Origin of the sequence: Paenibacillus sp. FSL R10-2778 (genome assembly GCF_038593035.1) — a bacterium.
Taxonomy (GTDB): domain Bacteria; phylum Bacillota; class Bacilli; order Paenibacillales; family Paenibacillaceae; genus Paenibacillus_AQ; species Paenibacillus_AQ odorifer.
The window spans coordinates 4,188,448-4,201,648 of the sequence record NZ_CP151956.1; the positions used below are offsets into that span (position 1 = coordinate 4,188,448).

The 13,201-nt window shown below is 43.4% G+C and carries 13 protein-coding genes; 4 read left to right on the plus strand and 9 right to left on the minus strand.

The features are described 5' to 3' along the window. Window positions 1–20 precede the first annotated feature (20 nt). The 3 genes from NST40_RS18865 to NST40_RS18875 all read right to left on the minus strand — a co-directional run bounded on the left by NST40_RS18865 (window position 21) and on the right by NST40_RS18875 (window position 4,988). Window positions 21–1,370, minus strand: coding sequence for an extracellular solute-binding protein (locus NST40_RS18865; RefSeq protein WP_076129833.1), 1,350 nt, complete (start codon window positions 1,368–1,370; stop codon window positions 21–23). A gap of 202 nt (window positions 1,371–1,572) precedes the next feature. Further along, window positions 1,573–3,354, minus strand: coding sequence for a sensor histidine kinase (locus NST40_RS18870; RefSeq protein WP_076217821.1), 1,782 nt, complete (start codon window positions 3,352–3,354; stop codon window positions 1,573–1,575). Between the two features lie 32 nt (window positions 3,355–3,386). Continuing rightward, a complete protein-coding gene (locus NST40_RS18875; RefSeq protein ID WP_342409893.1) occupies window positions 3,387–4,988 on the minus strand; it encodes a response regulator in 1,602 nt (533 codons plus the stop codon). A 279-nt stretch (window positions 4,989–5,267) separates the two neighbouring features. Here NST40_RS18875 and NST40_RS18880 point away from each other — a divergent pair, with 279 nt between their 5' ends. The 3 genes from NST40_RS18880 to NST40_RS18890 all read left to right on the plus strand — a co-directional run bounded on the left by NST40_RS18880 (window position 5,268) and on the right by NST40_RS18890 (window position 7,956). Beyond that, window positions 5,268–5,750, plus strand: a complete 483-nt coding sequence (locus tag NST40_RS18880) for a MarR family transcriptional regulator (RefSeq protein WP_076217823.1) — start codon at window positions 5,268–5,270, stop codon at window positions 5,748–5,750. A 156-nt stretch (window positions 5,751–5,906) separates the two neighbouring features. After that, entirely contained in the window at window positions 5,907–7,142 is a 1,236-nt protein-coding gene (locus NST40_RS18885; RefSeq protein ID WP_076182520.1) for an MFS transporter, read from the plus strand. 61 nt (window positions 7,143–7,203) lie between these two features. Then, the gene (locus NST40_RS18890) at window positions 7,204–7,956 is read left to right on the plus strand and encodes a YdcF family protein (protein ID WP_342409894.1); all 753 of its coding nucleotides are present in this window, start codon (window positions 7,204–7,206) and stop codon (window positions 7,954–7,956) included. On the opposite strand, the gene ybaK is transcribed toward NST40_RS18890, so the two are convergent. The 5 genes from ybaK to NST40_RS18915 all read right to left on the minus strand — a co-directional run bounded on the left by ybaK (window position 7,945) and on the right by NST40_RS18915 (window position 10,814). Continuing rightward, window positions 7,945–8,418 carry a Cys-tRNA(Pro) deacylase gene (gene ybaK / locus NST40_RS18895; protein ID WP_076217825.1) on the minus strand — a complete coding sequence of 158 codons (474 nt, stop codon included), beginning with the start codon at window positions 8,416–8,418 and terminating at the stop codon, window positions 7,945–7,947. The genes NST40_RS18890 and ybaK overlap by 12 nt on opposite strands. Window positions 8,419–8,518: 100 nt before the next feature. Beyond that, window positions 8,519–8,770, minus strand: a complete 252-nt coding sequence (locus NST40_RS18900) for a YolD-like family protein (protein ID WP_036688306.1) — start codon at window positions 8,768–8,770, stop codon at window positions 8,519–8,521. A gap of 85 nt (window positions 8,771–8,855) precedes the next feature. Next, on the minus strand, window positions 8,856–9,674 hold the full coding sequence (locus NST40_RS18905) for a radical SAM protein (RefSeq protein ID WP_342409895.1): 819 nt from the start codon (window positions 9,672–9,674) through the stop codon (window positions 8,856–8,858). Then, complete coding sequence (locus NST40_RS18910) at window positions 9,671–10,204, minus strand: methylated-DNA--[protein]-cysteine S-methyltransferase (RefSeq protein WP_342409896.1); 534 nt, start codon at window positions 10,202–10,204, stop codon at window positions 9,671–9,673. The genes NST40_RS18905 and NST40_RS18910 overlap by 4 nt, the downstream gene beginning before the upstream one ends. Continuing rightward, window positions 10,194–10,814: a bifunctional transcriptional activator/DNA repair enzyme AdaA gene (locus tag NST40_RS18915; RefSeq protein ID WP_076217828.1), complete on the minus strand. Its 621-nt coding sequence runs from the start codon at window positions 10,812–10,814 to the stop codon at window positions 10,194–10,196. Before NST40_RS18915 ends, NST40_RS18910 begins: the two co-directional genes overlap by 11 nt. A 213-nt stretch (window positions 10,815–11,027) precedes the next feature. Here NST40_RS18915 and NST40_RS18920 point away from each other — a divergent pair, with 213 nt between their 5' ends. After that, window positions 11,028–11,570 (plus strand): MerR family transcriptional regulator, encoded by a 543-nt coding sequence (locus NST40_RS18920; RefSeq protein ID WP_280753091.1) that lies wholly within the window; start codon window positions 11,028–11,030, stop codon window positions 11,568–11,570. Window positions 11,571–11,716: 146 nt separating this feature from the next. On the opposite strand, the gene aspA is transcribed toward NST40_RS18920, so the two are convergent. Further along, the gene (gene aspA, locus NST40_RS18925; RefSeq protein ID WP_094903409.1) at window positions 11,717–13,147 is read right to left on the minus strand and encodes an aspartate ammonia-lyase; all 1,431 of its coding nucleotides are present in this window, start codon (window positions 13,145–13,147) and stop codon (window positions 11,717–11,719) included. Window positions 13,148–13,201: the final 54 nt, after the last annotated feature.

The window sequence follows — 13,201 nt, forward strand, 5'->3', positions numbered from 1 at the left end:
TGCTCGATCAGGCGCTGCTCTTACATCTGATTAGCTTTCACTTGGTTGTCATACTCTGTATCCGCATCTTTCATGTACTTCGCTACATCTCCATCTTTTACCACGAGATCCTGCAACAGCTTGTAGTACCAGTTACGGAATTGTGGAGGGATTAGATTGTCTCCCCACCAGTTATTGATCGCCAACGATTTCACTACATTCGGGTCAGCAATAAGATCCAAAGCCACCTGCATTTGTTCACTTGTGTCATAGGTTACTTTCTCTTTTGTTGAAGGAATCGCATTTATCGTTGCTAAATAGTTCGAATACTGTTCTGGGGCGAAGAAGAAACGGATAAAGTCTTTGATGGCTTCTGTTTTGTCTGCATCCTTAGCGGCTTCAGCCGATAAAGACCAGCCTGCTGGTGACGGAAGACCAATGACATTGATTTTCCCTTCACGGTCAGGAAGAGCATAGAAGCCAAATTCAAAGTTCGGGTCTGCTTCAGCGATTTGTGTAAACATCCACGTACCGGAGTACAATTGTGCTGCTTTGCCAGAAACAAGAATCGAAGCGGTCTGATTGTCGCCCGTGCTGAGCCAACCTTTATCGACATAATTCTTGAACAATTCTTTGAAGTCCGTTATGCCCTGAACTACATTAGCATCAGTGAAGCTGACCGTTTTAGCGGTACGTTTGGAGTTCCAATCTGCATCTTTCGAGTAGACCTCATCAATCAGGAATTTGTTAACCCAGAAGCCCATATGGAAAATATCTTTTCCGCCTACTACAATCGGAGTAATGCCCGATGTTTTCAATTTTTCTTGGATGGCGATGAATTCGTCATAGGTTTTTGGAAGCTCGGTGATCCCTGCATCCGCATATGCTTTTTTGCTGTAGATAATCCCTTGGGGAGCGTTCACTTGCAGCGGTGCGTTCCACACCTTACCATCCACTTGTGGAGGGGCTTCGAACAAATCTAGCAGATCGGAAGGCAGCTCTACAATCTTACCCGCATCGGCAAAAACTTCTGTATCCCGCATTTCCACCAGGTCCGGGAATTCACCCACAGCATCCTTGGTTTTCAGCCAGTCAAGATAGGCAGCGGATGAAGTTTCGCTCAAATCTTTAATAGTGACATTCGGATTAGCTGCAGTAAACTTTTTGACCGTATCTGAGATAGCTTTTTTGGTGGCCGGATCTCCGGAGGCGTAACCTATCGTAAAGCTAACCTCTTTTTTGTTCTCTTGCGGTGTATTTGAAGGCGTCTCGGATGCTGGCGTATTAGTTGCCTTACTTCCTGCATTATTATTATTTCCACCGCAAGCAGTCAAAACTGTTGTTGTGGCAAGTAACAATACGGATAGTTTCATCATTGTTTTTTTGTACATATCATAATAACCTCCCCTTTTAGTGAACCGTGGAAACTGAAGCAAGATGTGCGCATCATCTCTCGAAAGCGTTTCCGTTGCTAATAGAATAGCATTCCTTATAAATAGTTAGAATGAACTTTTTTAAGCGGGATATGCGGTGAATTTAAGAATAAGTAAAAAAAGAACGAAAGACCGCAGTCTTCCGTTCATCGTCTATCCTTTACGCATTCTCCGAATCCGAGATTTTATACGGATCCTCTACAATCGGAAGCAACAATAGAATTGATGTCCCAATATGCTCCCGGCTGCTGATAGATACCCCGTATTCTGCACCGTACACTGTACGAATTCGTTCATGTACATTTTTTAGTCCAACATTTTTGCTAGGCGAACTAGGCTCTTCCAAGGTTTCAGCCAACTGCTGTACCTTTTCCTTGCTCATACCGATTCCATCATCATAGATCGTAACCAACAGCATTTCATCTTTCTTTTCGATCGTCAATCCAACTGTCCCTCTGCCTTGACTGCGCAAGCCATGCTGGATAGCATTTTCAACTAACGGCTGAAGTGACAATTTCAGAATGTACCAGTTCAGATCCACTTCGGGTGAGAGATCGACTACAAGCTCAAACTTATTCTCATACCGCACAGAGATAATATAGAAATAATCCCGTAGATGCTCCAGCTCCTGTCGTATGCTTACCCTATCCTCTCCATAGTCGATTACATATTTCAACTGGTTAGAGAGTGATAAAATCATATCTGCGACCTCATCATTATCTTTATCCACCGCATTCATTCGAATGACTTCCAGGGTGTTGTATAAATAATGCGGACGAATCTGACTCTTCAGAGCATTTAACTCCGTTTGCTTCTGCTTGATCTGGGCAACGTAAGCTTCATCGATATAGGCTTGTAAACGCTCGACCATTCGGTTAAAACCATGGCTAAGTCTACCCATTTCATCATTGCTGTTCACGACCATCTGGGTATCCAAATTACCGGATTCTACGATAGCCATTTGCTTAATTAAGTTCCGAATCGGAGCAGCCAGCCGCCTAGAGAACCAGACGCCCATGATGATCATTGCAATCGCACAAATAAACATCGCTATAAACACCGTCGTACGTGCTGAAAAAAGCTGATCGAATAAATTCGCTCGATGAATTCTGGCAGTCACCGTGCCTTTAAGAAAAGGAATCTCTTCACTGAGAACGATCATCTCCTCGTCCTTTTTAGCCCGAAAAGCCTCTCCATTCGCCGACCTTGTCTCATTCGTGAAATATACATTTCCGTCGCCATCCAGCAGGAATAATTCATCTTGTCCCCCCAGATTTAATTCTCTGAAGAACTGATTAAATAACGAAACATCCACATCCATAAACAAGGTCCCTACTATCTTGGGATCTTTGGTGACACGCCCGGAAATATCAATTAAAGTACGGCCGATGGTGAACACACTGCGCTTTGAACCTGTATAATATTCTTCGGAATGGGTAGGGAAAATTGCCACTTGTGAAGGATTTGGAGCCATTTTAGTTAACCACTCTTGATAAGGCAGCAAATCAAAATTGACCCCTCTGTTTTCTTTTTCCTGATAGTAGAGCTTATCGTCTGACTCCCTATGAAAATAAACACTGGTGATGTAGGAATCACTGTAGAGAACTGTTTTTAGAAAGGTTTCAATAGGAATCGTATTGATCTGCTCCAGCTCATTTACATTATAGGTTTGATTCTGAGAATAACTCTCGATAAAACCTTCATATCGTCCCGTATACATCAGCTTAGAGACCTCATTGTACTGATTAAAAGCTGAATTCAGGTTATAGCTCATATATAGCACCATTTGCTGCAAATTGCTTGTTGTGTAACGCTCGACATATCCGGAAAACGTCTGCACAGAAATGTAGCTAAGTGCAAAAAGCGGAATTAGGCCGACTAATAAAAAGGAAGCGGAGAATTTAACAAATATACTTTTGGATCTTCGGCCCCAGATAAACATGAATGAAGGCATCCCCTTTGCTATCCATCTGACTATTGGCTTTTGAAGGATTGCTTATATTCTTGTGGCAGCTTGCCATATTTCTTCTTAAACATATCGCTAAAATGCCGGGCATTGTTGTAGCCTACACTATCAGCAATCTCATAAACCATCATATCGCTTTGCAGCAATAAACGAAGGGCATGATTCATCCTCACCTCAGTGACATAATTCTTAAAGTTCTGTCCGGTATGTTTTTTGAAAAAGCTGCTGAAATAATAGGAATTCATAAACATCATCCCTGCCATAGATTCCAGTGTAATATTTTCTGGATAATGCTCCTCAATATAAGCCTTCACCTGGGATAGCTGTTTCAGTTCCTTACTGCCTATGCGACTGCCAATTTGCCCGGACATTTTGCTCAAAAGCACACGGAAATCTTCCTCCACCTCTTGGAAGGTAGAATAATTAGCCAATCGTTCAAGAATCGGATTTGTATCCTGAAGTGATGGACCTGCCTCCACACCGAATTGAATAAGCTCCTGTTCAAGCTGCAAGAATGTATTGTATACGGTAGAAACGGCTTGGTTTCTATTCCCGCCTGCCGTCTGCCGGATCGTCTGAAATAATCGCAGGCACTCTTGCTCAATTTGTTCTTTGTGTTGTAATTTCATGGCAATCCCAAGGGCGGACTGGATTTCATGCAGCGGAGCTTGAATCAATGATTCACTCTCATACCTGCTCTCTTTAACAGGAATCACACGATTAGGCCCTGTAAAATATTTATAATTTAGCGCTTTCAAAGCTTGACGATAAGATTCATCAGCATCATCCATACCGTCAACAGGATTGCCTACCCCAAGGGTCACCTTTAATTTCAGAAAACTTGTAATTTTGTCATGGAGGTCTAAGGCAATTCTCGCTGGTTCCTCAGCATGCTCATGCTGGAGCAGAATACAAAAACGTTCCCCTTTGCGGAACATATAGCTATTATCGCTTTGCTCCACGGTTTCTTTAATAATGTTAGACAGAGCAAAATCAATTAGCTTACGTTCTCGTTCTTCCCATCTGGAAGGCTGCCCCGACGACTCGTCCGTCTCTACCAAACAAATACTGACGTAGCGACTTAACGCAATAATTCCCATATCAAGCAAGGTGTCTGCTGTTCCCTTATTGCCGTCCGTCAGCTTGTCGAGCAATTCTTCGATCGTTAATCTGCGGTTTCTCTGTTCATAATGGTTCAGCTTCTCTTTGTTGCGCTCGCCTTCTGTTTCTTGACGAATAAGGGAAACGGCTTTGCTCACAACCTGTTCCAGCTGATTTTTGTTCACGGGCTTCACCAAATAATCCAGCGCACCATATTGCAGTGCTTGACGGGCATACGTAAACTCCTGATAAGCGCTTATAAAAATAACCTTCACCGCTCTGCCAGCTTCATGAATTTCGCGGATGATATCAATCCCTGTATATCCTGGCATGCTTATATCACTAATAATCAGATCAGGATCACAATCCTCGATCTGTTGTTTCAGCTCAATTCCATCACTGGCCTCTCCAACAATGGTGAGTCCAAGCTTCTCCCATGAAATCAGTTTTTTTAGGCCTCGCAAAATCACCGGTTCATCATCTGCGAGCAGTACCCGAATACTCTTCATTATGCAGTCCTCCTACCTTAGAGAAATCATCCCACAGCTGTCCAATCCTCTTAATCTTATGATAACAGACAAACAATCTTTGGTGCAGCTTCAAGCGGATGAACTTTCTTAAGAAGAAACCGCAGTTTCTTAAGAATATTATATCTACGCTTGTTACTACTCACCTGTTATTTTTATCTAAAGTTCAATGAAACAAACTATCCTCAACTTTAATATTGTTGAAATAGAAACAAAAAATCAATATAATTTATTAATGTAAGAGCGCTGGGAGGACAGGCCATGAACAAAGAAGATCAGGTCATGATGGGTTTCAGGGACGTATATAACAAGATGGTTTGGCTTAATAAGGATAAGATGGAAGACAGTCTTAAGGGTTATAAACCTTCTGAAGTACATTGCATCGAATACATTGAAAAAAATGCAGATTCCAACGTCACAAAACTTGCAGAGTCCTTTTATATGACTCGCGGTGCCATAAGTAAATTAACTAAGAAGCTCATCCAAAAGGGCCTCATCGAAAGCTACCAAAAATCGGATAACAAAAAAGAAATCTATTTTAGGCTTACTGAGCAAGGGAAAGTAATTTATAAAATCCATGAGGACCTGCACAAAGAGTTCCAAGAGCGGGATAAAGCCGTATTTGAGAAGGTAACTGAGGAGCAATTTGACAGTATGCTTAGCTTCGTAGAAAAGTATAGTAGGCATTTGGATGCAGAAATAAAGAAACAGGGTATAGATTTTAATCCGAATAAATTCGAATAATGAAAATGAAACTCCATGCAGCCGGGCTCTTATGAGAAAGGCTGCATTTTTATGGTTATTATTTTGTTGACACGGAAACAAAACCGTGATAAAAATGGTGATGTACCAGATTTGTTTCCAAGGAATCAAAAAATCAACTTTTGAGGAGAGAATTTAATGTTCAAATTCAGATCACATAATGAACAGAACACAGAGCAAACCGTAGATAAACACGCTCTAATCTTCGGTTTGATCTCTGTGTTTCTGTGCGGAATAGGCTTCAGTATCATCATGCCCGTTGTCCCATTTTTAGTGCAGCCTTATATAAGCAATCCGGGAGAACAGGCTATAGTTGTCACGCTGCTGACGTCTGTTTATGCAGTCTGCGTATTTTTTGCAGCCCCTGCACTTGGAGCTTTGAGTGACAAATACGGGCGTCGTCCATTACTTTTGGTATGCCTTTTGGGTTCCGCGATTGGATACTTAGTTTTTGGAATAGGAGGAGCGTTATGGGTACTTTTTGTTGGACGTTTAATAGAAGGTATAACCGGCGGAAGCATAGGTACTATCTTCGCCTATTTTGCTGACATCATTCCACCAGAACAGAGAACCAAATACTTTGGCTGGGTGAGTGCAGTTGTAGGTGTAGGCACCGTCATTGGTCCAACGCTAGGAGGTTTACTTGCCAAGTTTGGTTATTCTGTACCTATGTATTTCGGAGCAATAATAACCTTATTAAATGTTGTTTACGGATTCTTTTTTATGCCTGAGAGCCTTGACAAGAACAATAGACTAAAAGAAATTACCTTGGTAAGACTGAATCCATTTACACAGCTTGCAAGCATATTGTCCATAAAAAACTTAAAAAGGCTACTGGTCTCAGCATTCTTACTCTGGATACCCAACGGATCTTTACAGGCTGTTTTTTCACAATTCACAATGGATACTTTCAGCTGGAAGCCTGCACTAATCGGACTGATGTTTTCAATTATGGGCTTCCAAGACATCATTTCACAGGGTTTCATCATGCCTAAGCTTTTGCTGAAATTTAGGGATAAACAGATTGCAATTCTTGGAATGGTTTCGGAGATTATAGGCTACAGTCTTATTGCACTATCTGCTTTGTTCTCATACTATCCGCTTTTTATCGCTGGAATGTTTATATTTGGTTTTGGGGATTCGATCTTTGGGCCTTCATTCAATGGGATGCTTTCCAAGTCTGTCGATTCTAGTGAACAAGGGAGGATTCAAGGCGGTAGCCAATCTATTCAGGCTTTAGCAAGAATGATCGGGCCTGTCATTGGAGGGCAAATATATGTATCACTTGGCCATGCTGCACCCGCTTTTATGGGGATGATCCTGATAGCTGCGGCAATATCCGTTTTGTATAAGGATACGCATGTAAATATGTAATCTTGCAATCTCATGTTACAATACAACCTGAACTTATATTTTTAGAAGGCGGTTGATACTGTTGATTTACATCATCAAATTTGTATACAGCTTTGTGCTTCCCCCCGGCCTGTTTATCGTGCTTCTGCTAGGTTTAGTCATTTGGTTATGGAAAAAAAACCGCCGGCCAGCACTAGTTCTACTCGGGGTTACACTATTAATGTATTTCTCCATGACACCCTTAATCAGCGATGCGCTGATCGGCAGTCTAGAACGGAAATATCCGCAGCCGGAAACTTTGCAAGGAGATGTCATCGTCGTACTCGGCGGGGGCGCCAGCTCTGGCACACCGGATATAGACGGCGAGGGCAATTTATACGGATCAGCGGCAAATCGCCTGCTTACTGCTGTTCGCCTCCATCGGCAGACTGGTCTGCCAATCTTATTTTCTGGCGGACAAGTATTCTCCGACAGTGGTAATGAAGCGGATATCGCGCAAAGACAACTACTGGGTCTCGGCATACCCGAAGAGGACATCCTGATCGAAAATCAATCCCTCAACACGGAGCAAAACGCTGTAAATACCGCAGCCATCCTTCAACAAACCGGACTAAAAAAACCTATATTAGTTACTTCAGGTTTTCATATGTCCCGTGCGATGTTGCACTTTAAGAATGCAGCGCTAACAGCGCAAGCCTATCCTACGGATTATATCGCCAGCGCTGATATTGCACTGCAGCCCGCCAAGTTCAGTCCATCCCCGGGAGCGATCTCCACAACAGGGTTAGCATTGAAGGAATATTTAGGCCAGCTTGCTGCTCGGCTATTTGATTAGTTCTGTAAACTTCGCATGCACAACCTCAGCGAGTAACTGTGGGGCTACGTCCATTTGCTGGCCAATCTTCCCAGCGCTGACAGCCATCGTGTTCAGCCCTTCTGCACTACTATCAATGAACGTGGGGTACAGCTTTTTCATTCCAACAGGTGAACAACCACCGCGGATATACCCTGTCCATTTCTGCAGATCCTTCACTGGCAGCATCTCAATTTTTTTCTCTCCGGCGGCTTTGGCCGCCTTTTTGAGATCCAGCTCTTCGGCAACTGGGATAACAAATACATAAAGATTTGCGCCGCTATGAGCGACCAACGTTTTAAAAACCGTCTCTGCCGCCTTTCCAATCTTCTCAGCCACAGCCGTGCCATGGATTAGTCCATCTTCATTGTCATAAGCGAACACTTCATAGCCTATTTTTTTGGCATCCAGCATTCGCATCGCGTTGGTTTTGGTTACTTGCATTGTTGACCTCCCTTTCTATATCCTCTATTCCTTACCTTTATGATCAAAGAGGCCCCAAAGCTATGATAGCTTTCAGGACCTCCTGTTGCTGCCGTGCCCATTAATCTCTGGGATAATTAACCTGCATGATATCCATAAAAGGAACTTTTATGATTTCTTCATGGTTACTGAGGTGTACTTTCCCGGTTCGCGAATCCATTTCCACGATCATGCCGCGTACCTCTTCTTCTTTTCCCCATACGGTCAATAAAATCTCAGAACCTTCTTGCTTAGCTTCAACTAACTGATTACCTAACTCCTCAAGCACAAATTCATCTCTTGTGGGCCGCTTGGCCACCTTTGCTTTTGCCACACTAATCCTCCAATAAGCTATTACGGATATTAAGTATATTAAATACTAAGTATGAATGCTCTCATTTATTATACCATGTTTCAGATTAAGGCTCGAACCCCTTCTGGCTCAAGAATAGCTCCTCTTCGGAAAAAACTTGCTGAAGTCCTTCATACACTCTGCGATATGCTGCAGGATCATACCAATCTTCCAGTTGCAGCTCTTCATATAGGGAATAAATCCCTAATCTCCGTGTGCGTTTGCCGCCGCTGCCGTCGCCCATAAAATAGTCATCCACACAGACTCTATCCACAAAAGCCCTTAAGGTTGCTGGAAAAGTTGGACTGCTTGGCAGTACTGGCGCTATAGTAGCTTGAATGGGGATGCCAGCTTCACGTAGAAGCTGTAACGTCTTCAGTCTTGCAGCAATGGAAGGGGCGCTTGGTGTGAATTTTTGGCGAATATCTTCTCGGTCTGTTTCTACAGTTATACTTACACGAACCTTATCCTCTAAACGTAATAATAAATCTATATCTCTGCGAACCAGCGGACTACGCGTCTGCACGAATAGGAAATCGGGCGGATCTTGAACCATAACCTCCAGTAAAGATCTCGTCACCTCTTCCTTATGCTCTACCGGTTGATAGGGATCTGTGCTTGACGACATAAAAATAGAGACGGGACCTTTCGCCTTCGCTTTGTGCAGTTCTTTTTGTAAAATTGCAGCCGCTTCTTGTTTAACATCTACCCACGTCCCCCACTCCTCTTTGCGGAACAGCGAGACAGGCATCTGACGTACATAACAATAGGAACAGCCATAAGTGCAGCCCGTATATGGATTTAAGGAATGACTGTAGCCTGACAGATAACCTGTTCCTTTATTCAGCAAGGTTTTTGGGGAGGTGTAATTGGACTCTATTTTCATATATCTGCTGTATACTCTCCTCTTTCCAACTGAAGTAGCTTGGTCTTCATATCCAAACCACCCCGGTATCCTGTTAATGTCCCATTCTTACCAATAACCCGGTGGCAGGGCACCGTAATCAGAATCGGATTCGCGCCAATGGCAGTCCCTACCGCGCGCACCGCAGCTGGTCTTTGAATATGTGTGGCAATATCCGAATAGGACCAGGTTTGTCCATATGGAATTTCACATAACGCCTTCCACACCGCAAGCTGAAAAGGAGTTCCCTGATAATCAAAAGGAATGCCGAAGCTCTGCCGGTTCCCTTGCAAATATTCACTAAGCTCCCTCACATAAGGCGCCATCTTCTCATCGTCCTGCACCAGTTCACTCCCCGGAAAACGACGTCTAACCCATTCGCTTAATTCCTCAAAGGGTTGCTGCTGCGAACTCACATAACTTAAACCCTTCTCTGTGGCTGCAATATAAAAACTCCAGTCCTTATCGGTTAATAATGTCCAGTATAGAATAGCATTTGTTTTATTCTCCATGATTCGGTCCCTCCAAATTAAAATCAGAAGCCAACGTTACTTTCTGTTTGTTAAGCTGACGAAACTGTGTGGGCGTATACCCTGTTTTTTTCTTATATAAAGTAATAAAATACGATGTATTGGGCAGACCCACGCGCAATGCAATCTCAGCAACTGCCTGCTCTGTAGTAAGCAAATACTCAGATGCCTTAGCGATTCTCTTTTGCTGTATATAATCCACGGGAGTGATTCCTGTTACTTTCTTAAAGGTTCGATGTAAATGATAAGGACTGCCATGACATACCTCAGCTAACGTTTCAAGGGTGAGGGGGGCCATATAATTATGATCAATGTACTCCGTCATCACAGCTACCCATTCCTTATCAGGAAGACGCTCACCTGTCGGTTTACATCTTTTGCAAGGACGAAATCCGGCTGCCAGCGCTTGTTCAGCATTCTGAAAAACACACGCATTCTCCCGATTGGGTGCTTTGGATTTGCAGGAGGGTCGACAAAAAATTCCTGTAGTCTTCACCGCATAAAAAAATATGTCGTTATAAGCAACATCGTTTTGCAAAATAGCCTGCCATTGCTCCTCAGTCATTTGTTCCTCATCTTCAATCCTGTTCATCGCCTTCACCTCTAATGCAATTATACCCCTGAGCAGGCTCATCTGTACTCAATTTGGAATGGAAAAGCAAGATAGTGAAATCCAAAAGGGTGAGATTGCTCGTAATTACACTTTGTTTAGCGAATACGCACTACCTTTGTCAACCGTGCAGGGAGCCGCTGCTGGACAACGAATATTACTCATAACATGACTACGTGAACTGGAGGAATCGAAATGGATATTCTAAAAACAAAAGATGCCGCAGAGCTGCTGTCAGTTAGTCTAACCACAATTAAACGTTGGGCTGCCATGTTCCCTGATTTTTTTCCAAAAGACCGATTTGGCCATTATGTGTTCTCGGAGCAGCAAATCGACCTGCTCAATCATATTAAAGACCGTATTAATCACGGAGAGGCCTTGGAATGTATACAACTCACACTCACGAATGAGCAGCAAATTTCCACATCACAACAGGAAAACCCACTACAGCACACAGATGCTGAGCCTATGAAGGATATCTTGTCTCGCATCAACAATGTTGAACGTGCACTCGATCAAAAAGCCGATGAAGTAGTATTGATCCAACTGCTCCAGCAGCGTGAGGAGCTTGAGGACCTACGAATAATGATCAAGCAAATCGCGGCATCCATAGAACCGTTGCAAGTGTCTAACGGCAAACCGCTCACCTCTTATGAAAATTCCCAGTCCACTGCCTCTACCAGGCTAACGGCTCCGCCAAGAAAACGCGGCCTGTTACGTTCTTTATTTTTCTTTTAAGCCTGAAATGTAAAAAAAGAACCTACTTCAGACAATCGCGAAGTAGATTCATATAAGTAAAACATATTTAGGATCTCCCCCTGTCACCCTAAACGGTGGCGGGGGTTTGCTTTTTCCAAACAAAAAGCTCGATCCTCCGGAACATTCTACTCTTTATGCAATAAAGCTGCTCCTGCAATTCCCGGGTGTGTCATTTCGTATGGGTCCAGAATCAGATTAAGCTCTTCTTCGGTCAGCACATTATATTTAATGCACAATTCCCGTACAGATTCCCCAGTCAAAATCGCCTCTCTAGCGATCCGCGATACCACTTCATACCCCAGATGCGGGTTCACAGCCGTAATGATTCCGACACTCCGCTCCACATCCCGCTCAAGCTTCTCCTTATTGGCTTCAATCCCAGCCAGACAGAAGTCTGTGAAGACTTGGAAGGAATTGTTCATGATGCTGATGGACTGAATAAGATTGAACACAAGCACTGGCTCCATAACATTCAGCTCCAGTTGACCCGCTTGGGAAGCCAGACAGATCGTATGATCGTTCCCTATGACTTGAAAAGCCACCTGATTAATGACCTCTGCCATAACCGGATTAACTTTGCCCGGCATAATTGAAGATCCAGGCTGGCGTGCAGGCAATGAAATCTCATTAAACCCAGTCCGCGGACCGGAGGCCATCAACCGCAGATCATTAGCGATCTTGGACATGTTCATCATGCACACTTTTAGGGCAGCAGACACTTCTGTATAGGCATCCGTATTTTGGGTGGCATCGACGAGATGATCTGCCGTTACGAGCGGCAATTCACTGATCTCAGCTAAGTGCTCTACCACCAATTCAATATAACGAGGATCAGCATTTAATCCTGTACCCACTGCTGTTGCTCCCATATTGACTTCATACAAATGATGGCGTGTATGCTCAATACGTTTGATATCTCTTTCAAGCACTCTGCGATAAGCCTCGAATTCTTGACCCAGACGAATCGGCACTGCATCTTGAAGATGTGTCCGGCCCATTTTTATCACAGGATCGAATTCATCCGCTTTTACCGCAAACACATCATGCATTCTGTGCATCGTTACAAGCAGCTGCTCCAGCAGTGAAAGTGTGGCAATATGAATTGCTGTCGGAAACGCATCATTTGTAGACTGCGCCATATTTACATGTGAATTGGGACTTAAGTGACGATAGTCTCCTTTTTCATGGCCAAGCAGTTCTAAGGCACGGTTAGCAATAACCTCATTCGCATTCATATTTAACGAGGTACCTGCACCACCCTGAATAGGATCTACAATAAATTGCTCATGCCACTGACCCTCGATGATTTCTTCTGCTGCTTTCACTACAACTTCTCCAAGCCCTCGATAGAGACGGCCAACTTCCATATTTGCAAGCGCAGCGGCTTTTTTTACAATCCCCATCGCTTTGATTAACTCTTTGTGAACCCGATAGCCCGTAATAGGAAAGTTCTCGACTGCGCGTAGTGTCTGAATCCCATAATAAGCGTTCTTATCTACCTGTTTACTGCCTAGAAAGTCATTTTCTACACGAAATTCAGTTTCAATCACTGTTATATCCCTCGCATTCATTATGATTAGGTTTATTAGAAAATAAGTAAGCGCAATCAT